This window comes from Spirillospora sp. NPDC048823, from assembly GCF_043198445.1.
Taxonomy (GTDB): Bacteria; Actinomycetota; Actinomycetes; order Streptosporangiales; family Streptosporangiaceae; genus Spirillospora.
On the sequence record NZ_JBICUT010000004.1, the window covers coordinates 169,290 to 192,938 of the forward strand.

28 protein-coding genes and 1 tRNA gene are annotated in these 23,649 nt (G+C 68.6%); 15 read left to right on the forward strand and 14 right to left on the reverse strand.

All coding sequences use genetic code 11. The features are described 5' to 3' along the window. Positions 1 to 51: 51 nt before the first annotated feature. The 4 genes from ACGFK0_RS11665 to dcd form a co-directional block, all read right to left on the reverse strand. Entirely contained in the window at positions 52 to 939 is an 888-nt protein-coding gene (locus ACGFK0_RS11665) for a glycine betaine ABC transporter substrate-binding protein (RefSeq protein WP_392903281.1), read from the reverse strand. 50 nt (positions 940 to 989) lie between these two features. After that, positions 990 to 1,958: an ABC transporter permease gene (locus tag ACGFK0_RS11670; RefSeq protein ID WP_392903284.1), complete on the reverse strand. Its 969-nt coding sequence runs from the start codon at positions 1,956 to 1,958 to the stop codon at positions 990 to 992. After that, positions 1,948 to 3,207 carry a glycine betaine/L-proline ABC transporter ATP-binding protein gene (locus tag ACGFK0_RS11675; protein WP_392903287.1) on the reverse strand — a complete coding sequence of 420 codons (1,260 nt, stop codon included), beginning with the start codon at positions 3,205 to 3,207 and terminating at the stop codon, positions 1,948 to 1,950. Before ACGFK0_RS11675 ends, ACGFK0_RS11670 begins: the two co-directional genes overlap by 11 nt. 202 nt (positions 3,208 to 3,409) lie before the next feature. Next, on the reverse strand, positions 3,410 to 3,985 hold the full coding sequence (gene dcd, locus ACGFK0_RS11680) for a dCTP deaminase (RefSeq protein WP_392903289.1): 576 nt from the start codon (positions 3,983 to 3,985) through the stop codon (positions 3,410 to 3,412). A 79-nt stretch (positions 3,986 to 4,064) separates the two neighbouring features. Between dcd and ACGFK0_RS11685 the strand changes: the two genes are divergently transcribed. Continuing rightward, positions 4,065 to 4,135, forward strand: a tRNA-Gly gene (locus ACGFK0_RS11685). A 246-nt stretch (positions 4,136 to 4,381) separates the two neighbouring features. Here the strand turns inward: ACGFK0_RS11685 and ACGFK0_RS11690 are convergent. After that, complete coding sequence (locus ACGFK0_RS11690) at positions 4,382 to 4,996, reverse strand: tyrosine-type recombinase/integrase (protein ID WP_392903291.1); 615 nt, start codon at positions 4,994 to 4,996, stop codon at positions 4,382 to 4,384. An 86-nt stretch (positions 4,997 to 5,082) separates the two neighbouring features. Next, a complete protein-coding gene (locus ACGFK0_RS11695) occupies positions 5,083 to 5,742 on the reverse strand; it encodes an SMI1/KNR4 family protein (protein ID WP_392903293.1) in 660 nt (219 codons plus the stop codon). Between the two features lie 185 nt (positions 5,743 to 5,927). On the opposite strand from ACGFK0_RS11695, the gene ACGFK0_RS11700 reads away from it, so the two are divergent. Further along, entirely contained in the window at positions 5,928 to 6,116 is a 189-nt protein-coding gene (locus tag ACGFK0_RS11700; RefSeq protein ID WP_392903295.1) for a hypothetical protein, read from the forward strand. Between the two features lie 143 nt (positions 6,117 to 6,259). On the opposite strand, the gene ACGFK0_RS11705 is transcribed toward ACGFK0_RS11700, so the two are convergent. Beyond that, positions 6,260 to 6,805, reverse strand: a complete 546-nt coding sequence (locus ACGFK0_RS11705) for a hypothetical protein (protein ID WP_392903296.1) — start codon at positions 6,803 to 6,805, stop codon at positions 6,260 to 6,262. A gap of 628 nt (positions 6,806 to 7,433) precedes the next feature. Between ACGFK0_RS11705 and ACGFK0_RS11710 the strand changes: the two genes are divergently transcribed. Both ACGFK0_RS11710 and ACGFK0_RS11715 read left to right on the forward strand, forming a co-directional pair. Then, the gene (locus ACGFK0_RS11710; RefSeq protein ID WP_392903297.1) at positions 7,434 to 8,168 is read left to right on the forward strand and encodes an SMI1/KNR4 family protein; all 735 of its coding nucleotides are present in this window, start codon (positions 7,434 to 7,436) and stop codon (positions 8,166 to 8,168) included. 86 nt (positions 8,169 to 8,254) lie between these two features. Continuing rightward, on the forward strand, positions 8,255 to 8,407 hold the full coding sequence (locus tag ACGFK0_RS11715) for a hypothetical protein (RefSeq protein ID WP_392903300.1): 153 nt from the start codon (positions 8,255 to 8,257) through the stop codon (positions 8,405 to 8,407). A 313-nt stretch (positions 8,408 to 8,720) separates the two neighbouring features. Here the strand turns inward: ACGFK0_RS11715 and ACGFK0_RS11720 are convergent, their stop codons facing one another. Next, complete coding sequence (locus ACGFK0_RS11720) at positions 8,721 to 9,317, reverse strand: TetR/AcrR family transcriptional regulator (protein WP_392903303.1); 597 nt, start codon at positions 9,315 to 9,317, stop codon at positions 8,721 to 8,723. 60 nt (positions 9,318 to 9,377) lie between these two features. Between ACGFK0_RS11720 and ACGFK0_RS11725 the strand changes: the two genes are divergently transcribed. Further along, a complete protein-coding gene (locus ACGFK0_RS11725; RefSeq protein WP_392903305.1) occupies positions 9,378 to 9,827 on the forward strand; it encodes an ester cyclase in 450 nt (149 codons plus the stop codon). Further along, positions 9,824 to 10,318, forward strand: coding sequence for a DUF3237 domain-containing protein (locus ACGFK0_RS11730; RefSeq protein ID WP_392903307.1), 495 nt, complete (start codon positions 9,824 to 9,826; stop codon positions 10,316 to 10,318). Before ACGFK0_RS11725 ends, ACGFK0_RS11730 begins: the two co-directional genes overlap by 4 nt. Positions 10,319 to 10,516: 198 nt before the next feature. On the opposite strand, the gene ACGFK0_RS11735 is transcribed toward ACGFK0_RS11730, so the two are convergent. The 3 genes from ACGFK0_RS11735 to ACGFK0_RS11745 form a co-directional block, all read right to left on the reverse strand. Further along, the gene (locus tag ACGFK0_RS11735) at positions 10,517 to 12,022 is read right to left on the reverse strand and encodes an alpha/beta hydrolase (RefSeq protein WP_392903309.1); all 1,506 of its coding nucleotides are present in this window, start codon (positions 12,020 to 12,022) and stop codon (positions 10,517 to 10,519) included. A gap of 65 nt (positions 12,023 to 12,087) precedes the next feature. After that, positions 12,088 to 12,780, reverse strand: a complete 693-nt coding sequence (locus tag ACGFK0_RS11740; RefSeq protein ID WP_392903312.1) for a response regulator — start codon at positions 12,778 to 12,780, stop codon at positions 12,088 to 12,090. Between the two features lie 7 nt (positions 12,781 to 12,787). Continuing rightward, a complete protein-coding gene (locus ACGFK0_RS11745; RefSeq protein ID WP_392903315.1) occupies positions 12,788 to 13,927 on the reverse strand; it encodes a sensor histidine kinase in 1,140 nt (379 codons plus the stop codon). 128 nt (positions 13,928 to 14,055) lie between these two features. Between ACGFK0_RS11745 and ACGFK0_RS11750 the strand changes: the two genes are divergently transcribed. From ACGFK0_RS11750 to ACGFK0_RS11780, 7 genes are all read left to right on the forward strand, one after another. Next, complete coding sequence (locus tag ACGFK0_RS11750) at positions 14,056 to 15,222, forward strand: hypothetical protein (RefSeq protein WP_392903317.1); 1,167 nt, start codon at positions 14,056 to 14,058, stop codon at positions 15,220 to 15,222. A 59-nt stretch (positions 15,223 to 15,281) separates the two neighbouring features. Continuing rightward, on the forward strand, positions 15,282 to 15,422 hold the full coding sequence (locus ACGFK0_RS11755) for a hypothetical protein (protein WP_392903319.1): 141 nt from the start codon (positions 15,282 to 15,284) through the stop codon (positions 15,420 to 15,422). Next, positions 15,422 to 15,577, forward strand: coding sequence for a hypothetical protein (locus ACGFK0_RS11760; protein ID WP_392903321.1), 156 nt, complete (start codon positions 15,422 to 15,424; stop codon positions 15,575 to 15,577). Before ACGFK0_RS11755 ends, ACGFK0_RS11760 begins: the two co-directional genes overlap by 1 nt. Further along, positions 15,574 to 15,741 carry a hypothetical protein gene (locus ACGFK0_RS11765; protein WP_392903323.1) on the forward strand — a complete coding sequence of 56 codons (168 nt, stop codon included), beginning with the start codon at positions 15,574 to 15,576 and terminating at the stop codon, positions 15,739 to 15,741. Before ACGFK0_RS11760 ends, ACGFK0_RS11765 begins: the two co-directional genes overlap by 4 nt. Before the next feature lie 113 nt (positions 15,742 to 15,854). Then, positions 15,855 to 16,877, forward strand: coding sequence for an LLM class flavin-dependent oxidoreductase (locus ACGFK0_RS11770; RefSeq protein WP_392904043.1), 1,023 nt, complete (start codon positions 15,855 to 15,857; stop codon positions 16,875 to 16,877). A 198-nt stretch (positions 16,878 to 17,075) separates the two neighbouring features. Beyond that, positions 17,076 to 18,134, forward strand: coding sequence for a DUF2330 domain-containing protein (locus tag ACGFK0_RS11775; RefSeq protein WP_392903325.1), 1,059 nt, complete (start codon positions 17,076 to 17,078; stop codon positions 18,132 to 18,134). Between the two features lie 136 nt (positions 18,135 to 18,270). After that, positions 18,271 to 18,522: a hypothetical protein gene (locus ACGFK0_RS11780; RefSeq protein ID WP_392903327.1), complete on the forward strand. Its 252-nt coding sequence runs from the start codon at positions 18,271 to 18,273 to the stop codon at positions 18,520 to 18,522. Here ACGFK0_RS11780 and ACGFK0_RS11785 read toward each other — a convergent pair. Beyond that, positions 18,455 to 19,990, reverse strand: a complete 1,536-nt coding sequence (locus tag ACGFK0_RS11785) for an MFS transporter (RefSeq protein ID WP_392903329.1) — start codon at positions 19,988 to 19,990, stop codon at positions 18,455 to 18,457. The genes ACGFK0_RS11780 and ACGFK0_RS11785 overlap by 68 nt on opposite strands. Before the next feature lie 125 nt (positions 19,991 to 20,115). On the opposite strand from ACGFK0_RS11785, the gene ACGFK0_RS11790 reads away from it, so the two are divergent. After that, a complete protein-coding gene (locus ACGFK0_RS11790) occupies positions 20,116 to 20,727 on the forward strand; it encodes a TetR/AcrR family transcriptional regulator (protein WP_392903332.1) in 612 nt (203 codons plus the stop codon). A gap of 95 nt (positions 20,728 to 20,822) precedes the next feature. Here the strand turns inward: ACGFK0_RS11790 and ACGFK0_RS11795 are convergent, their stop codons facing one another. Next, positions 20,823 to 22,283, reverse strand: a complete 1,461-nt coding sequence (locus tag ACGFK0_RS11795) for a SulP family inorganic anion transporter (RefSeq protein WP_392903334.1) — start codon at positions 22,281 to 22,283, stop codon at positions 20,823 to 20,825. A 389-nt stretch (positions 22,284 to 22,672) separates the two neighbouring features. Between ACGFK0_RS11795 and ACGFK0_RS11800 the strand changes: the two genes are divergently transcribed. Next, positions 22,673 to 22,957 (forward strand): hypothetical protein, encoded by a 285-nt coding sequence (locus ACGFK0_RS11800; protein WP_392903336.1) that lies wholly within the window; start codon positions 22,673 to 22,675, stop codon positions 22,955 to 22,957. Here ACGFK0_RS11800 and ACGFK0_RS11805 read toward each other — a convergent pair. Then, positions 22,926 to 23,519: a hypothetical protein gene (locus ACGFK0_RS11805; protein WP_392903338.1), complete on the reverse strand. Its 594-nt coding sequence runs from the start codon at positions 23,517 to 23,519 to the stop codon at positions 22,926 to 22,928. The two genes, ACGFK0_RS11800 and ACGFK0_RS11805, sit on opposite strands and share 32 nt — an antisense overlap. Between the last annotated feature and the right edge of the window lie 130 nt (positions 23,520 to 23,649).

Here is a 23,649-nt window from a genome sequence, read left to right on the forward strand (position 1 = left end):
CCCGGACGGCCCTCTGGCGCCTTGGGACGTGACGCCCCTGAAGGCGGGCGGTCAGCCCGTCATGGACTGCGCGAACGAGGCGTTGTTCTTCAGCCACTCGTCCACGGCCTGGTCGGGCTTGCCCTTGTGCTTGTTCTCCATGAGGTCCTCAAGAGTCCCGAGCTGCTCGTCGGTCATCTTGAACTTCTTGAGCCAGCCGGCGACGTCCGCCTGCTCCTCACTGAAGCCCTTGCTGGCGACCGTGTAGATGCCGTCGGGCTTGCCCATGGCGCCCTTCGGGTCCTGCAGGTCGCGGATGGGGAACTTCGAGTACGCCCAGTGCGGCCGCCACAGCGTGACGACGATGTCCTCCTTGGCGTCGATCGCCTTCTTCAGCTCGGTGAGCATCGCCGCCGTCGAGGACGTCGCGACCGTGTACTCGTCCTTCAGGCCGTACGCGGGGAGCATCTCCTCCTGCGACACCCGGTACAGGCCGGAGCTCTTCTCGATGCCGACGATCTTGCCGTCGTACTGGCCGCCCTTGCCCTTGAGGTCCTCAAGCGACTTCAGCGGCGAGTACTCCGGAACCGCGATCGTCAGCGGCGCCGAGTCGTACCACGCGCCGACCTTCTCCAGCTTGTCGCCGTACTGCTTCCAGTAGTCCTCGTGGGTGCCCGGCAGCCAGGCGTCGAGGAACAGGTCGACGTCACCCTTGGCCATGCCGGCGTAGAGCGGCCCGGTGTCGAGGGTCTTGACCTCGACGTTGTAGCCCTTGTCGGTCAGCAGCCTCTTCCACAGCTGCGTCGCCGCCTCACCCTCGGCCCAGCCCGCGACCATGCCGATCGTGATGTCCTTGTCGGCCTCTCCCCCGCCGGAGCCGGAGTCGCCGCACGCGGCGGTGCTCAACCCCAGCGTCAGCGTCATCGCCGCGATGGCCAGACCCTTGAACTTGAAGCGCATTCCCGTCCTTTCGTTGACCTGCGTATAGAGAGATTGGGGGGAGCGGTTCGTCAGCCGACGAGCTGCTTGCCGGCTGCCGGGTCTGCCACCGGGTCCGCCACCGGCGCCGCCGCACCGCGGTGGGCCGTACCGCGGCCGTTCCTGCCGCGCGCGAACAGCGTGCGGAGCATGCTCGGGCCATGGGTGAGGGCACCGGTGAGGCGGTCCAGGTAGATCGCCAGGATGACGACGGCGATACCGCCCTCGAAGCCCTTGGCGACGTCCACCCGGTTGATGCCCTCCAGCACCACGCCACCGAGACCGCCGGCGCCGACCATGCCCGCGATGACGACCATCGACAGCGACAGCATGATCAGCTGGTTGATGCCCGCCATGATCGACGGCATCGCCAGCGGAATCTGGATGCGGGTCAGGATCCGGTTCGGCGGGGTGCCGAACGCCTCGCCCGCCTCGACCATCTCCGGGTCGACGCCGCGGATGCCGAGTTCGGTCAGCCGCACTCCCGGCGGCATCGAGAAGATCACCGTCGCGACCACGCCGGGGACGGCCCCGATGCTGAAGAAGAAGATCGCCGGGATCAGGTAGACGAACGCCGGCATCGTCTGCATGAAGTCGAGAACCGGCCGGACGATGCGGCTCACCACATCGTTGCGGGCCGCCGCGATGCCGATCGGAACCGACATCGCCGTCGACACCACCGCCGACACGATCACCAGGGCCAGGGAGTCCATCGAGTCCTCCCACAGCTCCATGCTGTCGATCAGCACGAAGCCGAGGACCGTGAACGCGCTGAGCTTCCAGCCGCTCACCAGCAGCGCCAGCACGGCCAGCACCAGCGTCAGCGCCAGTGGCGGCAGGACCGTCAGCGCGTCCGTCAGCCCCACGACCGACGCGTCGATCGCCGAACCGATCCCGTCGAACAGCCACCCCAGGTTGTCGGTGCACCAGCTCACCAGGCTGTCGAACCATTCGCCGACCGGCGCCCGGGGCAGCTCGATCGCGCGCACGTCAGTCGTCAACGCCGCTGCCCTCCTTCGTCAGCGCCAGTTCCGGCTCCGGCCCGTCGTCGATGACCTCGTCCACCGTCGAGTTGATCGCGCCGAGGGCCGTCAGCAGCGTCACCCGCGGTATCACGCCGATCAGCGTCCCGTCCTCGTCCGCGACGGGCACGGGCAGGTCGCTCTCGGCGCACCGGACGAACAGGTCCGCGACAGGGGTGTCGGGCGCCACGGGCTCCGGATCCTCCGGATCGATCAGCCCGTCGAGCTTCTGGACGTTGTCCTGCACCGCGTCCGCTATCACCGTGGCGCGGACCCGGCCGATCAGCTTCCGGTCCCGCCCGATCACGAACGCCGCCGAGGTCTGGTGCTCGCGCATCGTGCGCAGCGCCGTCCGCGGCCCCGTCGTCGACAGGACCGTGACCAGCGGCTTCTCCATGACCGAGGACGCCGTCAGCACCCTGGTACGGTCCACATCCGCCACGAACTGCGCGACATAGTCGTTGGCGGGGTCGGTGAGGATCTCCTCGGCCGTCCCGATCTGCACGATCCGGCCCTCCCGCATCACCGCGATGCGGTCCCCGATGCGCATGGCCTCGTTCAAGTCATGGGTGATGAACACGATCGTCTTGCCGAACTGCCCCTGCAGGTCCAGCAGGAGGTCCTGGACCTCCCGGCGGATCAGCGGGTCCAGCGCGCTGAACGCCTCGTCCATCAGGATGATGTCGGTTTCCGCGGCGAGCGCCCGGGCGAGCCCCACACGCTGCTGCATACCGCCCGACAACTGACGAGGAACCTTGTCCTCCCAGCCTTCGAGGCCCACCAGTCTCAGGAACTCTCGGGCCTTCTTCTCACGTTCTTCCTTCGGGATGCCGCGGACCTCGAGCCCGTAGGCGGCATTCGCCAGAACCGTCCGGTGAGGGAAGAGCGCGAAGTGCTGGAAGACCATGCTGACCTTGTTCTGCCGCAGCGCCCGCAGAGCCTTCGGCGGCATCTTCGCGATGTCCTCGCCGTCGATCTCGACGCTCCCGGAGGTGACCCCGAGCAGTCCGTTCAGCATCCGGATCAGCGTGGACTTGCCGGACCCTGACAGGCCCATGACCACGAAGATCTCACCCTCGCGGACTTCGAACGAGGCGTCCACCACGGCCGGCGTGACCCCGAGGGCGCGGATCGCCTTCAGATCGGCGCCCGCCTTGAGTTTCCGTTGTGCCTCGGCCGACTTACGGCCGAAGAGTTTGGTGACGTTTTCCGCGCGGAGTACTGACACGATCTCCTTCCGGGTTCCCACGGCCGGGTGAGGCGCGGAAACGGGTCGCCTTATCCGTCCAGGCGCCCGGACGCGGCGACCTCACGCAAAGAGATCGTCAACCAGACGCCAAACCAGTGCATCGCCCGAAACTACCCGTTCAGAGAACATGTTTCATCTTTTGGTGCGTTTCGTCACGTTGGGGTCACGAATCGAGCACGTTCTACACCTTCGTACGATGGAAGTTCATGTACGACCGCGACGGCGTCGGCCCCCGCTGATCCTGGTACCGCGACCCGTACCGCTCCGCCCCGTAGGGATACTCCGCCGGCGAACTCGTCCGGAACAGACACATCTGCCCGATCTTCATGCCCGGCCACAACTTGATCGGCAGCGTCGCCACATTGGACAGCTCCAACGTCACATGGCCGGCGAACCCCGGATCGATCCACCCGGCCGTCGAGTGCGTGAGCAGCCCCAGCCTCCCCAGACTGGACTTCCCCTCCAGCCTCGCCGCCAGATCGTCCGGCAACCCGAACACCTCGTACGTCGAGGCCAGCACGAACTCCCCCGGATGGAGCACGAACGCCTCCTCGGCGTCCACCTCCACGATCCGGGTCAGATCCGGCTGCTCCACAGCCGGGTCGATATGCGGATACTTGTGGTTCTCGAACACCCGGAACCACCGGTCCAGTCGCACGTCCACACTGGACGGCTGAACCATCCCCGGCTCATACGGGTCGATCTTCACCCGCCCGGACTCGAGCTCGGCCCTGATGTCACGATCGGAGAGCAGCACGCCAGAAAACTATCCCACCCAACCCGCACCAACGATCCGGTACAGTATCCACAGCATGGCGGCCCCACCGGCCGCCCACGCGGGTGTAGTTCAATGGTAGAACTTCAGCTTCCCAAGCTGACAGCGCGGGTTCGATTCCCGTCACCCGCTCCCAAGGTGAAGGCCCAGGCCAGTGACTTATCACTGACTCTGGGCCTCTTCTGTTCATCAGCCACCGTGCCCGCTACGTGCCCGACTCCCTTGGGCTTGCGCCGCTTCTTGTTCTTCTTGCTCTTCTTGAGTTCCCGCGCGGCCATCTTGTCGAGCGACGAGGCGATCTCCCGGTCACGATCCTGCCGCGCGTGCAGGTAGACCTGTGCGGCCCGCGTGGACGAGTGCCCCATCCGGTTCATCAGCTCAGCCAGCGACGCCCGACTCGGCCGCGTAGGTGTTGCCCGTGTGGCGAAGGTCATGGACGTGGATCGCACCGACTTCCAGTTCTGCCTTCTCCAGCGCCCGAGCCCAGATCCTGGAGAAGTTGCTCTGCCGAAGCTGCCCATCCCGGACGCCGACGAACACGAACCCCTTGGGGCCGGGTTGGGCGTACTCGTCCAGGTGCTTGCGCAGGTCGGGAATGATCAGGTCGGGAAGGACGACCGTGCGCCGGCTAGCTTCCGACTTGGGCGTTCCCTTCACCAGCGGCCCCAACTCATAGACGGTTTCGTCCACCCGGACCGTCCCGGCGTCAAGGTCGAGGTTCATGCACCTAAGGCCCGCCAACTCGCCCCAGCGCAGATTGCCGAAAGTCGCGAGGAGGACGAGCGCCCGGTAGCGCGGCGCGATGACGTCGGCGATTCGGTAGACCTCGGCCACGCTCAGGACGGGCCGCTCTGGGCTCGACTCCCGGTCGGCGCCGGGTATCTGGCACGGGTTCTCTTTGATGCGCTTGTCCCGGACCGCCGTGTTGAGGATGGCGCGCAGCAGCCGATACGCCTTGGCGACCGTGACCGGCCCGAAGGACGGCTTGCTCATGGGGCCCGCCTTGAGACGAGACGTCCGCCATTTCCGAACGTCCTCTTCCCGGATGTCGCCGATGTTCGTCTGGCCGAAGGTCGGGTTCAGGTGCCGGCGACGACGGCGTTGTCGTATCGCAGCGGCTCGTGGAGGTCTCCGCGGTACTCGCTGAACAACTCCACTCGGGCGCTCACCAAACCCCGGGCCGCGATGACGTACCTGAGGTAGTCCTCCAGATAGGTCACCCGCGAGTTGTCGTACTCGATCCAGTGGTCGCCGAGGAGCATCATCTTCCAGTCTGCATGGTCCGGCTGCACGATGAACGACATCGCATAATAGAGGTTGATCGCGTCAAAATGCCGCACCATACGGCCGAAATCACTGTTGGTATAGACCGTTCCATTAAAGTCGAACTCCGGTTCAGATTCTCCTTCTTGCCATTCGAGCTGCTCCATTGTGAACTCCTCGCTAAACAGCAAATCCTCCAGCGGGACAATCCTGACAGCGCCGTCGAAGACGCCGGGGGCCGGGATCATGTACGGATCCCATTCGCTGATGAGTTGAAGGGTTCGCTCGTCGAGGCTTGATTTGAAACACCAGTAGAGGCTGACACTGCCGAGCGACCGGTAGAACCGGCGCAGCGGCGCTGGTAAGGGCGTTCCGAAACGAACTTCCGCAGCGTTGATGGATTCTTCCGGGACGGGGTCGCCCACCTCGAACTCGATCAGTTCCAGCAGGGGATCCCGCCGGATCTCCTCGGCCAATTGGTCCAACTCCGCGCGAAAATTAAAGTCCATAAAGATTATCCTCTCACAGCCGGACCCAGCCGGCGCGGTGAACGGAGATCAAGTGAAACGTTTCTGCACAGCAACGAGTTACAGTAAACCACAGCGGCGTACATGAATCTCAACGCCCGTCGTCGGTGTCCTGGCCAGTCCGACAAACCTCGATGACCTCCCTGCACTGCTGTTTCATCGAGGTGCTGCACCACGTCCGGGACGTCACCTTCGGCGAGGACGCCAACAAGATCCGCACCGGGCTCGGACCGGCGAACATGACGATCCTGCGTTACCTTATCCACGGCCGGCTCCACGAGGCCGGTACGACAATGATCAGCGTGCCGTCCATGACCAGGTAGAGCAGGCCATCCTTTCTGGCCTTGGCCAGCGCCCGGCTGAGTTTGGGGGATCGGGCCGACAGCAGCGTCACCGTCTCGTTGACGTACCGCCAGGCTGTGGTGATTCCGACCCCGAACCCGGCGCCGAGCTGCGCCTGTACGGGTCAGGGGGTGAAGTGGAACGCGCCCAGGTAGTAAGGAGTTAGGTCGTCGACCCTCTCTTCTTCTGTCGCTATCTCGAACGGCCCCGCTGGAGCCGCGTACTCGTGGTCGAACAGCATCCAGGCGTTGTACGCCTCGGTAACACCCAGTTTCTCCGCAGCCTGTACCGCGGCATCGATCCAGGTTTCGCAGTAGCTGAAGCCTGTCAGCAACTCGCGTATCGGCTGTAGGTGGCCGATGGTCGAGCCTTCCTCGTAATCGTGGTCGTACCAGCCGATGGTCTTGTTGTCCTCCTCGAAGGCAACGTTCAGCCAGATGGCGACCAGGCCGTCCCGCTCCACGAGGTCGGGGTTATGGAACATGTCATCGTCGTCATCGAACTGCTCGGGGGTGTCGGACACTTCGTCTCCAGGGTGGTGGTGCAGATATCCGGCGAGACTATCGGGGGCCTTCGGTTGCGACTTGTCTCTGCCCTTGGTGAGCGCGGGTTCGCCTGTACCGGGCAGCGGCTCCCAGGAGTGATGACGCTCGGGCTGGAAGTTGCCCACGGCGCCGGCCACTCCCCTCGGTCGCCCCTTCGGGTAGGCCCAGCGTCGTCGGCTGAACCATCGCGACCTGACTTCAGACGAGGCAAGGCGGGAGGCGCGGCAGGCGACGAGGTCGCACGAGAGCCCAGGTCAGTGGACCGAGCGCGTGCCATTAGCGTGCCATTAGGGGCGGTCATTGAGGGGTACTCGCGGTCACTTACGGGACGGGCGAACGCCAGGTCAGGAAGAGGGACGGCCGAGTCCGTCTTGGTTCCCAAGCTGACAGCGCGGGTTCGATTCCCGTCACCCGCTCACTGAGAAGGCCCAGGTCAGGGACATGATCCCCGACGCTGGGCCTTGATCGTTTATCACCGTCATCACCGGCGGGCCATTAGCGGGCGATTACGCCACCGGCACCAGCGACCCCGAGCCGTCGTCATCGTCGTCGCCCGTCCGCTTCACTCGAAGTAGCGCGTCCAGCCTCGGAAAGACCCTGCAGGAGCCGCTGTCCGCCATCTGCTCCTGGGCGCTGGAGCACCCTAGCGCCACACCCAACAGCTGACATCCGCTCTTCGGCATGAGCGCGCGGTCTGCGGCAGCAGAGGACGCCCGTACCGGTACAAAGGCGGCGATGTCTAGAGTCTGTGTCGTGAACGACACTGGAGCCGACGTCGACAAGCGCGTTGCCGAGGCGTGGGCGCGGATCGAGGCCGGCCTGAGTCGCGTCCTGCCGGCTTCCCTGCACCACCTCAATGCGCAGGCCGCGGTACAGGAAATCGATGCGGTAGAGGCCGCCTTGGCCATACCACTGCCCTGGGATTTCCGCGCTAGCCTCCGCATTCACGACGGAACCTACCCCGGTCCGACCCTGCCGCCCCCTGAGCCCAGCCCGGTACCGCTTACTTATCTCTGCGACACCAACGAGATCATCGAGATGACCCGGATGTGGCGCGACAACCACCATCCGGAGCCGGACTGGGACGATCCCCAAGTCTGGGCATACCTGGCCGATACGAAGATGCTCTGGCTGAACGGGCCGGTACGGCCGATCATCGGCTCGCCGGGCGCAGTGGTCGTGGGCGACATGAATGGCGACGTGCAGTGGCTGCTCGACTCTGATCCGGCACCGGGGGGAACACCCGGACAAGTGGTTCGGGTCGACGTCGAATGCGCCTCATGGGACGTGCTGGCCCCGTCCTGGACGCAGCTGCTTGTCCGCTACGCCGAAGATCTGGAACTGTACGCGGCTGATCCTGACAACTCGACTCTAGAGATCGATCACCTCGGACCGGCCTGCGAATGGGGCAGCACGCCGGCGGACTCTTGGGGGATGCGCCCCGCATGGCTCCAGGACGTTCAACCCCACAGTCCATATCCGACATGATGGCCCTCCGCGCGACTGTCCTCACGATTGAGTGCGCCGCCCACCGCCTACATGATCCTGAAGAAAGCGAATGCCCTGTCATCGGCATGAGCGGCCCCTCCTTGATCGCGATCATCGATGGGGGACTGCGGCAGATGGGTGAGCGGCGCCTGGGCAAGATCGCGAACCGCAGCGTCGTCGGAACCAGGAACGGGTTCACCTCCTGGCGGACACCTACCGTGCCGACACCCGATCCCTGAATCCATCTTCTGGCCGCGGGGCGTGTACACCATGCTCGGCCTGGCCTTGGGCTTCGCCCTGCTCAATCGGGCGTGCCGGAGGAGCACACCGCAATCTTCGAAGACCTGAGCGGAAGTGACCGGTCTCCAGCCAAATGGTGTCGCTCACCGCGGTGATCGGGCAGCGACCGTCGCAGAAAGGCCGCACCGCCACACAGGAGGCTCCCGCCAAGGACATCGAGACCGCCATCAAGCGGATGTGAGCAGCAGGGACGCGAACTGCGGCATGTGCGGATGGCGTCGGGTGCGGAGGCGGTCCGGTGCGGCGTGTGGGTCAGCCTGGTGGTGGAAGGAGCCCATCGATGACGCGATGGGCCGTGTCCACGGCACTGTCGTCGCCGAGCCGGAGCGCGGTGTTCGTGGCGGTGAGAACCGCGTCGATCTGGAAGGCCAGAGGGACGGCGTGCTCGGCCGCGTCGGCTGCGTGACGCAGTTCGCCGGCGATCAGGCCGCGCCAGGCCCTCTGCTGGCGGGCCAGGGTGTCGCGCACCGGGCCTGGCCGGCTGTCGAAGACCGGAAGGTTCGCCGCCCAGAAGCAGCCGCCGGGAAACAGCGGTTCCTGCGCGTAGGCGATCCAACGGTCGACCAGAGTGCGCAGCCGCGCCGAACCTGGCGGCTGCGCCAGCGCGGGGGCGATCACGGCCTCCTCGAACGCTTCGCGGGCGGCTTCGGCGACCGCGAGCTGCAGGTTCTCCTTCGTGCCGAACAGTGTCTGGATGCCGCCCTTGCTGACGCCGAGTTCGGTGGCGAGCCGGCCGAAGCTGAGGCCGTCGAGCCCTTCGAGCGACGCCACATCGACGGCGTGCCGGACGATCGTCCGCCGGGACCGCGCACCGCGCAGCAGCCGCCCGTCCGGCACCTTCTCACTCATCGGTTCCAATCCTGCCATGGAGCCTTGCCAATAAATACGGTCGACCGTATGTTTAGTTGCATGAGAAGCCATCGAATGTTCGAGCTGGCGCAGGAGTTGGCGGCCGCGAAGAGCCGCCAGGACGTGCCCGCGGCCATGGGGCTGCTCCACCCGGAGATGCTGTTGGAGGCGCCGCCCCTCGGTACGAAGGCGCATGGCACCACCGAGAACGAGCGGGCACTGACCAGGTTCTTCGCGTCCTTCCCGGACTACGACGTCGTCTTGGACGGCCACGCCGGCAACGACGACACCCTGGTCTGCTGGGGCACGGCGCGGATGACGATGACCGGCGACCGGTTCGGTGTGACGCCCAACGGCAGGCGCGCCGAACTACCGGTGTTCATCCAGTTCGGCTTCAAGGACGATCTCATCGCCGGTGAGCGGTTCTTCTTCGACCTGTCGGAGCTGTGCGCGCAGTCCGGCGTCTCGACGGACGCGGTCCGGCGCACGCTGTTCAGGGACGCTTCATGACCCCCGACCCCCGCGTGAAGGCACTCGGCGACCTCACCACGCGGCATCTGTTCGACATCGTGGTAGACCTGAACCCCCGGCTGGACATCGGCGCCGGCCCGCTCGGGCGACGGATCCTCTTCGGCTCCGCAGGCGGCAGCTTCCACGGGCCACGGCTGCATGGCCAGGTGCTGCCGGGGGGCGGCGACTGGGCGTTGTTCCGGCCTGACGGGGCCATGACCCTGGACGTCCGACTCACCCTGCGCACCCACGACGACGCCCTGGTGCACATGACCTACAGCGGCCGCTGGGTCGTTCCGCCTGATCTACGAGCCGACCTGGCCGACCCGTCCAAACGCCACCACATCGACCCGGCCCGCTACTACTTCCGGACCAACCCGCTCTTCGAGACCGGGGCAAAGCAGTACGCATGGCTGAACGACATCGTCTGCGTGGGATCGGGATACCTGATCGACGGCGGAATCGCCTACAAGATCGCACAGGTCGAATGAGACGCCACCCCGAACCTCGGCAGGCGATTCCCGGACCCGTGGCGTCGTCCGTCCGGACCACCTCGCGGGTTCACCGGCCGCACCGGCCAACGAACTGGGCTGCGCAACGTCGCCACGAACGAGCGTGTCTCATGTGGTATTGCGAAGATGCTGTTCCCGGCGCCTCACGGGGCGCCGCTATGACCCCGCAAGGGCAGGTCAACGACGAGTTCGGAGGCCCTGGGCAGGACAGGTGATACCCCGTGTGGGGACTTTCAGGTCTGTGAGGTAGGCGTTGACGGTGTTCTCCATGCAGGCGCCCTCGGTGACGCTTCCGTGGCCGTGGCCTTCGTAGGTGAGGAGCACGCCGCTTCGGCCGAGTTGGCGTGCCACCGACTGTGCCCAGGGGTAGCCGGTCGCGGGGTCGTGTCGGGCGTTGGACAGCAGGATCTTCGGAGCGCCGGTCACCTTCAGGCGGTGCTGGGGGTTGGCGGTGGTCGCGCCCAAGCAGGAGACCACCATGCGGACGGGGAGCAGGTACGGCATGTCCGGGGCGGCCCGGTTCAGTGTTCGTACCAGTGAGGTGTACTCGCGGTGGTCGCGTACGGGCAGGCGCCAGTCGGAGCAGAAGATCGGCGCCGTGGGCGGCAGGGGCGACAGTGCGGCGGGCGCCGACGGGAGCGGGCTGCTGTCGTCCATGGTGGCGATGGTCTTGGCCAGGCCGGCGAAGTCGGCCCTGTAGAACGCGCGGAACGCGACCGCGTTGACCAGGTCGATCGAGGACAGGCGGGTCCCGGGCCTGCTCGGGTTTTCCAGTTCGCCGCGTTCGGCGCGGGCCAGCAGGCCCTTCCAGACCGTTCGTACGTCCCGGCCGTGCAGGACGCAACCGGTGCCGGCCGAGCACCACCTCACGAACTCGTCGAAGGAATCCTGGGCCGCGGCGCCCTGGTCGCGCAGGAAGGAGCGGGTGATCGCAACGCTGTGGTCCATCACGCTTTCCAGCACCATGGCACGGATGCGATTCGGGTAGGTCTCGGCGTACTGGGCGCCGAGCACCGTGCCGTACGAACTGCCGTGGAAGGTCAGTTTGGCCTCGCCGAGGGCGACGCGGACGGCCTCCAGGTCCCGTACCGTGCTCGCGGTGTCGAGGTGGTCGAACAGAGGGCCGGTGCGCCGGCGGCAGTCGGCGCGCAACTCGGCGTTGTAGCCGAGGGTGGCCTCGAAGGCCGCCTGGTTCTCGATCTCGGGTGAAGGCCGCTGCGCGATCAGGTCGGCGGAGCAGGCGATCGGGGTGCTGCGGCCCACACCGCGCGGGTCGAAACTGACGATGTCGAAGCGCTGGCGGACTACGGGGCTGAAGCGGGAGATACCGTCCACGACCCGGTCGACACCGCTGTCACCGGGGCCGCCGGGACCGAATACCAGGGATCCGACGCGTTCACCGGGAGCGGTGGCTTTACGCCGAGCCAGGGCCAGTTCGAACGTCGGACCGTCGGGGCGGTCCCAGTCGACCGGCAGTGACAGGGAGGCGCACTCGGCGCCGGAGCCGCCGGAAGCACCACACGGGGTCCAGCTCAGGCGATGAGCCGCCGCGGGCGTGGCGTTCACCGTGGGAGCGGTCACGAAAGCCGTGGCGGCGGCGGTGACCGCGGCCAGTCCGGCGATCACGCCAAGGGTCGCTGCGGTCGCTCGTCCGGCACGGCGCTTGGTTTCAGGGGGCGGCATGCGCCAGAACCTACTCTACAGAGAAAGCTTTGCAAAGTTTTCTCTGCAATTCCTCGTAGTGGGGGTTAACGGGTCTGCCGCTCTTTTCCGTGCAGTCCCCCTGGCTCGACATGGCCGGTTGCCCAGACCCAGGCGGCGATGCCGACTCGGTTACGGGCGTTGAGTTTGGCCTGGATGCTGGCGATGTGGGTTTTGACGGTGCCCGGCGAGATGAACAGATCGCCGGCGATCTCCGCGTTGGTCTTGGCGTGCGCGACGCCGCGGGCGATGTCGAGTTCACGCGGGGTCAGCACGCCCGCATCGGACCGGGTGGCGGCCGGCGGCGGGGTGAGCCGGCGGAGCAGCCGCACGGTGATCTGCGGGCTGATCATCGTGTCTCCGGCCATGGCCGCGCGTGCGGCCTCGATGAGCAGCATGGGGCCGGAGCGTTTGAGCAGGAAACCGCAGGCGCCGTTGTGCAGGGCCCTGGTGACGTAGTCGTCGAGGTCGAAGACGGTCATGACGATGACGCGGATCGGGTCGGACACCTGCGGTCCGGAGAGCCGCCGGGTGACCTCCAGCCCGTCCACGCGAGGCATGCGGATGTCGGCGAACACGATGTCGGGCCTCAGGTGGCGGGCCATCCCGATCGCCGCCGCGCCGTCGGCGGCCTCACCGACGACGGTCATGTCGGGCTGAGCGTCCAGCACGAGGCGCAGGCCGCTGCGTACGTCGGCCTGGTCGTCGGCGATCAGGATGCGGGTCGTTGCCGAGGTCATGCGGTCCTCACCTGATCGCGGAGTCGGAGGTGGTCAGCGGCAGGAGGGCGGTCACGCGCCAGCCGTCGAGGGCCGCGCCGCCGCGCTGCGCGGAGTAGGGCCCGGCGGTCAGCGTGCCGCCGAGTGCCTGCACCCGTTCGGTGAGGCCGGCGAGCCCGAAGCCACCGTGGCGATCGGCTCGCGGCACCGACGCCCGGACGGCGGAAGTGCCGTCGTTGGTGACCGTGACCTCCAGCGCCGAGCCGCCCGAAGGCCGGACGGTGGTGGTGACCGTGGTCGCGGTAGGGGCGTGTCGCCGGACGTTCGTCAGGGCCTCGGCAACGATCCGGTACGCCGTGGCGCTCAGGTCTCCTGGCAACGAGGCGGCGAGATCCGGGGCGAGATCGAGCCGGACGGCCGCCGTCCCGGGTGCCGAGAACTGTTCGGCCAGTTCGGACAGGTCCGTCAGGCCCGGTAGCGGCGCGTGAGCAGGTGCGTTGCCGGGGACGGCCGTCGATGTCGGCGTGCGAGCGTCGGATTCGTGGAGCATGTGCACGGTCCGGTCCATCGACGCGAGGGCTCGGAGTCCGGCCACCTCGATGCGTTCCAGGGCGGCGAGCGCCTGGCCGAGGTCGTGGTCCTGGTCGGCGACGAACCGGGTCGCCTGGGCTTGGAGCACGATGACGCTGATGTCGTGGGCGACGAAGTCGTGCAGGTCCCTGGCTATCTCCAGGCGTACGGCCTGGTGAGAGTGCGCCAGCGTGCGGCGGCGGCGCGCGTCCGTCCACCGCAGGCACCCGCCGATGAGCGCCGCGCCGACCGCGAACATGGCCCAGAGCGCGTTCCAGGCCACCGCCTGAAGCGGGTGCGACGCCGGGTCCGGGTCGCCGAATCGCCACACCCACACGCTGACCGCGACGCCCAGCAGTGCGCCGGAGACGATCGCCTGGCGCCGCGGCGCCACACGGACCACGATGGCGATGAGGGTGAGGAGCGCCATCGCCTCCACCGTGGCTTCCGTCCGGGCGGTGTCCGCGAGCGCCGGCCTGTAGACGATGACGGCGGCGGTCGCCGTCGTGGACACGGCGGCCACCGACCCCGCGATCCACGCGACCCACGCGATCTTGGGCCGAGCACGCAGGCGCCACCACGCAAGCCGGTCTCGCATGGGCCCGACGCTAGCCGGACGGTGGACGCCACCACTCCCCCGAACGGGGGAGATGAGCGCGGCGCCCCGACCCGGAACCTCCCGAACGGCAGATGTCGTGCGCATCGGCGGACACCGAAGGTTGAACCATGAGCAGCACAGGAGATGTGGCAGCATCGCGTTCAGGCTCGGCGCGTCCCCCGTCGGCCACGGTCGGCGGATCGGCCTCGTCCGGGGTACGCTCCGGCCGGCTCGGGTGGGCCGCGTACGTGGCGGCGAGCTGGTCGCTGCTGTACGGCCTGCTCGGGTTGTACTGGTCCTTCGGTGGGGAAGGCTTTCCGTTCGGGCCGGTGGGCGATCCGCTCGGCGCTCGGGTATCGCTCCTGGAGTCGGCCCGGCGGGACGTCGCCGCACCGGTGATCGCCGCCTTGGGGCTGGTGGGCGCGCTGTCGGCGATGCTGATGGCGCGGAGCCGTATGCGCGGGCTGCCCGGTGCGGCGCTGCTGAGCGTGGCCTCGGCGGCGGCGGTGACGCTGACCCTGGTGATCCCCGATTACCGGCCGCTGATGGCGGTGGGCCGTACACCGGTGTTCCTGGTCGGCCGGTCGTTGTTCGATTGGCCGAAGGGAGTCGAGTTCTTCGGGCCCGGCATGTTCGATTGGCCGGTCCTCAACCAGTTCCTGCTGATCGGTGGCGGGCTGGCCTGGGCGGCCACGGCGGTCGCCTACCGGCGCAGGGGCCGCGGCGCGTGCGGTGCCTGCGGCCGTAACGGTGACGTCCTGACCGGGTGGGCGACACCCGCCGGAGCGGCCCGGTGGGGGCGTTGGGCGGTCGCGGTCGCAGTCGCCGTTCCCCTGCTGTACGCGCTGACCCGCTGGGCCGTCGCCCTGGCCATCCCGCTCGGCTACGCCACCGAGGACATCCGGGAGGAGGCACGGGAGTCGCCCGGTATCTGGTGGGCCGGTGCAGGGCTGGCGACGTTCGGAGCGGCGGGCGCGGTCCTCACGCTCGGCCTCGTCCAGCGCTGGGGCGAGGTCTACCCCCGCTGGATCCCGCACCTGCGCGGCAAGCCGGTGCGGCCCCGCACGGCGATCGTCCCCGCCTCGCTGGTCACGGTGATCGTGACGGAGGCGGGACTGATGTTCAACCGGGCCCTGATTCTCGGCCACAACCCCGACGGCGGCGGCAAGATCATCGACCTCGTTCTCACCGCGCCCAGCCAGCTCTGGACGCTGTGGGGCCTCGCCCTCGGCGCCGCGACCCTCGCGTACTACCTCCGCCGCCGCGGCCGGTGCGGCTCCTGCGGCCACCGCTAGCCCGCCGCCGACCTGCACTGGCCGGCCACGTGAGCTCGGGCCGCCGGGGGGAGACGTTCATGACCGCCTTCCGCAAACGCGGGCAGTACGACTTCACACGTCCGGACGCGCGCCCGTGGCTCTACGGAATCGCCACGTACGCCCTGCGCGAGCACCGCCGCGCCGAGGTCCGCCGCAACCGCGCCCTGAGTACGCACTGATGAAGAAGAGGAAGCCGGCACCGCCGACGACCGAGGAGCGCAACTCCCGGGCGTTCGAGCTCATCACCCTCTCGATGCGGGACGCCGTTCTTCCCCCGAAGATCGAGGCGGCGCTGCACGCTCTACCGCGTCGAGAACGGCTATCTGCGCCGTGAGATCATCGTCGACTCGAAGACCTACGCCTACCTGGGGTTTCCGCGCCATCGTCGTCAAGGACCACCGGGAGCCCGGCCTGCTGCCCGTCAAGCAGGCCCAGATCACCGGCTGGGGCGCCCTGATGACCGCGTCCTTCGTACCGAAGCCGGGCAGCCGCGGCTGACAGCGGTCGCCACCCCGCCCGGCCGACGAGCCCGCCCGTCGGCCGGGCGAGTTCCCCGCGGACGACCCACCTCTGCCAGGAATCTCGTCGGCGCTGAAATGGTTGATGCCGATGTGAAGAAGATCGGCTTTCTCTCGTTCGGTCACTGGAGCGACGGCACGGGTTCGCGGACCCGGTCGGCGGCGGACGCGCTGCTGCAGTCGATCGATCTCGCCGTCGCCGCGGAGGAACTCGGTGCCGACGGCGCCTATTTCCGGGTGCACCATTTCGCCAGGCAGTTGGCTTCTCCCCTTCCGCTGCTCTCCGCGATCGGCGCGAAGACCTCGCGCATCGAGATCGGCACCGGCGTGATCGACATGCGGTACGAGAACCCGATGCACTTCGCCGAGAACGCCGGCGCCGCCGACCTGATCTCCGGCGGGCGACTGCAGCTGGGTATCAGCCGGGGATCGCCGGAACAGGTCGTCCACGGATGGCGGTACTTCGGGTACGAGCCGTCTGAGGGCGACACCGATGCCGACATGGCACGCAAACACACCGAGGTACTGCTCACGGTGCTGCAGGGCAGAGGCTTCGCCGAGCCGAATCCGCGGCCGATGTTCCCCAATCCACCCGGGCTGCTGCGCATCGAACCGCATTCCGCGGGGCTGCGCGACCGCATCTGGTGGGGCTCGGGCTCCAATGCCACCAGTGTGTGGGCGGCCGAGCTGGGCATGAACCTGCAAAGCTCCACGCTCAAGGACGATGAGACCGGCGAGCCGCTGCACGTCCAGCAGCGCAGGCAGATCGAGGCCTACCGGCAGGCGTGGAAGGACGCCGGACACGAACGCGAGCCGCGCGTGTCGGTCAGCCGGAGCATCTTCGCGCTGACCAGCGATCTGGATCGCGCCTACTTCGGCCGGAACGCCGACTCGGACGACCAGATCGGCATGATCGACGAGAAGACCAGGGCGGTCTTCGGACGCTCGTACGCGGCCGAACCGGACGTGCTGGTCAAGCAGCTCGCCAACGACGAGGGCATTCAGGCCGCGGACACGCTGCTGCTCACGGTCCCCAACCAGCTCGGTGTGGACTACAACGCGCACGTTCTGGAGAACATCCTGACTCACGTGGCACCCGAGCTCGGCTGGCGCTGAGGGCAGAGTCGGCCTGCCCGTCGCGCGGTGCATCGGCGGCATCGGTTCCTGCACGCTTCCGGGACGTGGACGCGGGGCTGTCGGGCGAACCGAGAGGCAGGGTGCGTAGCGTTCCGGACGGAACCAGGCGGCGGTGCCGATGGTCGAACACTTTCGGGACGAAGATTCAGGAGTGCCGGGGTGCAGACATTTACGCGTGTGGTGACCGTACTGGGGCTGTTGTTCGCCTCGTCGGCGGCCTTGGTGGCGCAGCCGGCGTGGGCGTGCGGCTGCGGTGCGATGATCTCCGACAGCCCGGTCAGGGTCTCCGCGGAGACGTCGATCGTCCGTTATGACGCGTCGGCGCGCACCGAGGAGATCGTGATGCGGTTGTCGGCCGAGTCGGCGGAGAAGGACGCGGCCTGGCTGCTGCCCACGCCGTCCGAGGCCACGGTGCGGCTCGGGGAGCGCGGCTGGTTCAAGGAGCTCGACGCGCTCACCGAGCCGCGCGTGGTCACCCGGCGGATCTGGTTCCCCGACCTCGGCTCCGGCGACGGCGCGGGCAGCCTTGCCGGGTCGGGCGGGGACGGCGGGGGCGTCGAGGTGCTCGGTGAGCGCGACCTCGGGCCGTTCCGCGTGGCGACGCTCGACGCCGACGATCCGGACGCGCTGGCCGGGTGGCTGGCCCGCAACGGCTACCGGCTGCGTTCCGACCTGGAGAAGGCACTCGGCCCCTACGTCGAGCAGGGATGGAAGTACGTCGCGGTGAAGCTGCGAGCCGGCGCCGGGACCCTCACCGGCGAACTCGACCCGCTGCGTGTCTCGTTCGCCTCGGATGAGCTCGTCTATCCGATGCGGCTGTCCGGCCTCGCCGAGAACACGCAGCGGCTGCACCTGTACGTGCTGGGCGAGCACCGGGTGCGGCAGACGACCGGCGCGCGGATGCGGCTGGCGTTCGCCGGGGAGGTGACGCCCCGGCAGGTCGACTCCCCGGAACTGCGGGCATTCCTCGGGGAGGGCCTGTTCATGACCGAGCTCATCGACGGCGGGATCGATCCCGAGCAGATCGCCGACGACTACCGCTTCACCGCGACGGACGACGAGCCCTACCGGCAGGTCGTCTACAGGGAGGAGGTCGTCCGGTTCCTGGGCATGCCGGCCGGCTGGCTGATCGTCTTCACCACCGGTGGTCTGGCCGTGGCGCTGGGCGTCGTGCTGCTGATGCGCCTTCGATCCCGGAGGAACCTGCCCCGGTACCCCCGCCGACGGAGTGCGTGAGCACCGGACGCGTCAGAGGGCCCGTGGGCCCCTGGGCGGCCGTATCGGCGAGGGTGGCGGAGCCGTCGATCAGAACGTCCGCCTCATCGGGGAAGCCCGCGGATGCCGCCGGGCGTGTCACGCATCATGCCGCCCGGTGGAGCGGCGCATCCCGCTGCCGGACGACATCGCCGCACGGGTCGGCAAGCAGCTGCGCAAGCGGCTCGTCCGCGACCTGCTGCCGGACCTACGGGGCTTCGGCGGCCACGCCCAGGAGAAGGCCGAGGGCCTGGCCGTCGACGGAGGCGGCCGCGTCTGGGTGGTCACCGACAACGACGGTGTCAAGGACGCGACCGGCGAAACCGTCTTCTACTCTCCCGGCACAGCCCGGAAACTGTTCGGCCGCTGAGGCCCCTCTCCTCACCGCGGTGCGGGCCCGTCCGGGTCGGTCCTTCCGCGTCGCGCCTGGCCGGGAGGGCGGTGGAGACCGCGCCGATGACGATGAGCATGGCGGCCATGATCAGGAAGGCGTCGCCGTAGGCGTCGGCCAGGGCCGCCGGGGTGGTGACATGGCCGGCGACGGCGGCGGTGAGGGCGGCCAGGCCGACGGCGCCGCCGACCTGCTTGGCGGTGTTCATCAGGCCCGAGGCCGCTCCGGCGTCGCGTTCGGCGACGCCGGAGGTGACGGTGGCGGTCAGCGGCGTGTTCAGCAGGCCTCCGCCGACGGAGATGAGGATCGCGGGGCCGAGCACACCGGAAAGGTAGCCGCTGTCGGCGGTGATGGCGCTTTGCCAGAGGAAGCCCGCGGCTGCGGTGAGCGCGCCGGTGATGACGAGGGTCCGGTCGTCGGCGTGCTTCATGAGCCACGGGGTGACACGCAGGCCGATGGTCATGGTGAGCAGCGTGTGCGGGAGGAAGCCGAGTCCGGTCTGCAGCGCCGTGTAGTGCAGGACGTCCTGCATGTAGAGGGTCAGGAAGTACCACATCGGCACTTGGAAGCAGGCGCCGGCGAGCAGCATCACCGCGTTGCCGGCGGCGATGGCGCGGACGCGGAACAGCCGCGGCGGAATGAGCGGGTCGCGGGCGAGACGGGTCTCGATGAGGACGAACCCGGCGAGCAGGACGGCGGCGGCCGCGAGGGCGGCGAGGATCACCGGGTCGTCCCAGCCGCGTGGTCCGGCCTGCATGATGCCGTAGGCGAGGAGGGCCAGGCCCGAAGTGGCGGTTGCGGCTCCCGGCAGATCGAGGCGGCCGGCCCGCCCCTTCCGGCGGCCGGTGGACAGCCTGGCCGCGAGGACGGCGGCGGCCACGCCGATCGGTGCGTTGATCAGCAGGATCCACCGCCAGGACAGCGACTCGGTGAGAACGCCGCCGATGAGGTTGCCGGACGCGCCGCCCGCCAGGCTCACCGCCGTCCAGGCGGCCAGGGCGCGGGTGCGGCGAGGGCCCTCCGGGAACGTGGTCGTCAGGATCGTCAGGGTCGCCGGGGCGAGGACGGCGGCGCCGAGTCCCTGCGCCGCCCGCGCGGCGATCAGCGGCCCGGGGGTGGTCGCCAGCCCGCCCACCAGGCTGGGTACCGAGAACAGCACGAGTCCGGCGAGGAAGACGCGCCTGGCCCCTTGGATGTCCGCGAGACGGCCGCCGAGCAGGAGGAAGCCGGCGAAGGTGAGGGTGTAGGCGCCGGCGACCCAGGGCAGATCGGCGGACTCGAAACCCAGGGACGACTGGATGGAGGGCAGCGCGACGTTCACCACGGAGACGTCGAGCACCACCATGAACTGGGCGATGCAGGCCAGAGCGAGGGCGACCCCGGGTGTGGACGATCGCGGATCGGTTCTCACGGACTCGGGAAGCTCGCCTGTTCTGGACCGCGTCATGCGTTCGCCTTCTCTGTACCTCGGCTAAATCAATGTGGACGCACTGGTTTGCTCCTATCCACGCTAAGGGCGATAGGCTCGGAGCATCAATCCGATGCGGCCACATCGATAAACTGAGGTGATCAATGGAGCGGCGTACCCGGGGGCCGGGGGCGCTGCACGAGGTACGGCGGCGGGAGATCGCCGACGCGGTGCTGGCGATCGTCGCCGAGCGCGGCCTGCCGGCCGTGTCGCTGACGGAGGTCGCCGCGCGGGCGGGAGTGTCGGCCGGACGCGTCCAGCACTACTTCCCGACCAAGCAGAAACTCATCGAGGCGGCCTTCGACCGCGGCAACGAGCTGAGCAGCGCCCGCATCAGGTCCCTCGTGGGCAGCGATCTCGACGACGCCGAGCCGCGCTCGGTGCTCAGCGCAGTGCTGACCGAACTCATCGCCCACGACGCCGAGACGCGGACGCACATGCGCGTCCGCCAGTCCTTCACGGCGCTCGCGCTCACCGACGAGGGCATCGCCGAGCGGCTCCGCGGGGACTACACCCGGTTCCACCGGCAGGTCGCCGGCCTCGTGCGCGACGACCAGGACGGCGGGCTGATCCTCGCGTCCGCCGATCCCGAACATCTGGCCCTCGATCTGGTCGCCCTTGCCGAGGGGCTGGCCTACTACGTGCTGATCGGCCTCACCGCTCCGGAGACGGCCCGCGCCCGCGTGCTCGAGGCGGTCGCCGCACTCTATCCCTGACGTCCGCACCGGTGGGGCTTCGCGGTCCGCCTCCGCCCTCGTCGGGGCCCGCCACCCGCCGGAGGTGGCGAGGGCTCAGTTCCTGGCGGCTCCGGTCAGTGGTTTGCGGCGAGTTCGCCGCTGAGGGTGTCGTGCATGCGGGCGCTGTGCTCGTTGAGTCCGACGATCTCGACGGTCTTGCCGCGCCGCTGGTACTTGGTGGTGACGGCGTCGAGGGCGGCGACGGTGGAGGCGTCCCAGACGTGGGCGTCGGTCAGGTCGATGGTCACGCGGTCGGGGTCGCCGGCGTAGTCGAACTGGTAGACGAGATCGTTGCTGGAGGCGAAGAACAGTTCGCCGGTGACCGCGTACACGACCTGGCCGCCGTCGGGGTCGGTGACCGCGGAGACGTTCACCAGGTGCGCGACGCGGCGGGCGAAGACGACCATGGCGGTGATCGAGCCGGCGACCACGCCGATGGCCAGGTTGTGGGTGGACACCACCACGGCGACGGTGACCAGCATGACGGTCGTCTCGCCCAGCGGCATCCGCTTGAGCGTTGCCGGGGCCACCGAGTGCCAGTCGAAGGTGCCGACCGCGACCAGGACCATGACCGCGACGAGCGCGGCCATCGGGATGTCGGAGACGACCGGGCCGAAGCCGATGCACAGCACCATCAGAAACGCCCCGGCCAGGAACGTCGACAGCCGGGTCCGGGCGCCGCTCTTGACGTTGATCATCGTCTGGCCGATCATCGCGCAGCCGCCCATGCCGCCGAAGAATCCGGTGACGATGTTGGCGATGCCCTGGCCGATCGACTCGCGGGTCTTGCCGGAGTGGGTGTCGGTGATGTCGTCGACGAGCTTGGCGGTCATCAGCGACTCCATCAGTCCGACCAGGGCGAACGCCAGCGAGTACGGGGCCAGGAGCGTCAGGGTGTCCAGGGTGAGGGGGACGTCGGGCAGGCCGGGGGTGGGCAGGGAGGAGGGCAGTGCGCCCTTGTCGCCGACGGTCGGGACGGCGATGCCTGCGGCGACGGTGATGACGGTGAGGATCACGATCGACACCAGTGGCGCGGGGACGGCCCTGGTGATGCGCGGGAACAGCACCATCAGCGTCAGCCCTGCGGCGACCAGGGGGTAGACCGGCCAGGGGACGTCCCGGACTTCGGGTACCTGCGCCATGAAGATCAGGATGGCCAGGGCGTTGACGAACCCGACCATCACGCTGCGCGGCACGAACCGCATCAGCCGGGCCACGCCCAGCGCCCCCAGCACCATCTGGAAGACCCCGGCCAGGATCACGGCGGCCAGCAGGTGGCCGAGCCCGTGCTCGCGTGCGATGGGGGCCACGACCAGCGCGACCGCGCCGGTCGCGGCCGAGATCATCGCGGGCCGCCCGCCGACGACCGCGATCGTGACGGCCATGGTGAACGCGGCGAACAACCCGACCTGCGGCTCCACCCCGGCGATGATCGAGAACGAGATCGCCTCGGGGATCAGCGCCAGCGCGACCACCAGGCCGGCCAGCACCTCGGTGCGCAGCAACTTGGCCGTGATCGGCTGCGAAGGCGTCAACGCAGGCCCCAGCCGGTGTGCCAGTACGGCAGGCAGACTCAAAACACTCCAGACATGGCGGATCGTCCGTGCAGGATCAGGACACGGACAAGGACGGGCGGGGGCCGGCGCCGATGCCGGTGATGGGGCCGGGGAACGCCCCGGAGGTCAGGCCGCGATTCGGGAAACCCTCAGAGTGACTCTCTCACCGATGCGGGAGTCACGTGGCCGACCGTCGCGTTCCTACTCTAACGTCAGAGAAGAGTCATAGGCGCCAGTGGAAGGCCATCGGCACCCGGTAGAGACGACTGTCACACCGTCAACACCGGGCTCTCGGGGTCGCGTCGAACGCCTCGTCCACCCGGCGAACGAGATGATCGCGTGGTTACCCTGGGCCGAGTCGATGCGGGATGGCGGTCACCCCGGACGCGACCCCGCTGACCGGCGCGCACCCGATCGGCACACCCGCGTACATGTCACCGGAGCAGTGCCGGGGAGGCCGGGTGGAGCAGCCCAGCGACGTGTTCTCCCTCGGCGGCCTGCTGGTGTACGCGGCGACCGGCCGGGGGCCGTTCGGCACGGGCGCCGCGCACGTGCTCGTCCGCCGGGTCCTGCACGGTGAGCCGCGACTGGGGGACCTGGCGGGGCCGCTGCCCGGGGCGATCATTCGGGCAAGGAGCGCAGGTAGGCCATGACGGCCTTGCCGCGCGGGGAGAGGTGGTAGCCGGTCTCCAGGCTTTCGGTGAGGCCGAGGGCTTTGAGGCGGCGGACGTCGGCCTTGAAGGGGAGCCTGTCGCGGTCGAGGTGTTCGGCCAGGTCCTGGGCGCGCATGCCGGGGTGTTCCTCGATGAGGCGCAGGACTCCGCGGGTCCAGGGGCCGCGACGGCTGCGGGCGTCGATAGTGTCCAGGGCGGTTGTGATGTCGGCCAGTTCCCGGTCGGTCAGGTCGGCGTTGCGGGCCAGTTCCGATTGGGGGTCGGGGCCGCCAAGATGGAGCATGACGCGGTGGTAGCCGCCCTCCTTGGTGCTCTTGGACAGGGCGGTGAGCAGGGCCGCGCGGTCCTTGAAGCCCGACCGCAGGGCGTCCTGCTCGGTGATCTCCTGGGGGGTGACGGGCGTGACCGAGTCGATGACGATGATCCCCGCCCAGGTGCGCTGGGTGCTCCCCGCGCGGACCCGGGGCACGGCCCACACCCGGAACACCCGGTCGATCCGCCCGCCCGCGATCCCCTCAAGGACCTCCCGCTTGAACAGCATCGTTCCCTCCTCGGTACGCCTCTCCTCCCGCAATCTTCTTCGGAAGTCCTGAGAACGGCCACAAGGTTCCCCGCTCCCGGTGCCCCGGCCGGGCGCACCTCACCGCCTGGGAAGGCGTGGATGTCAGTGT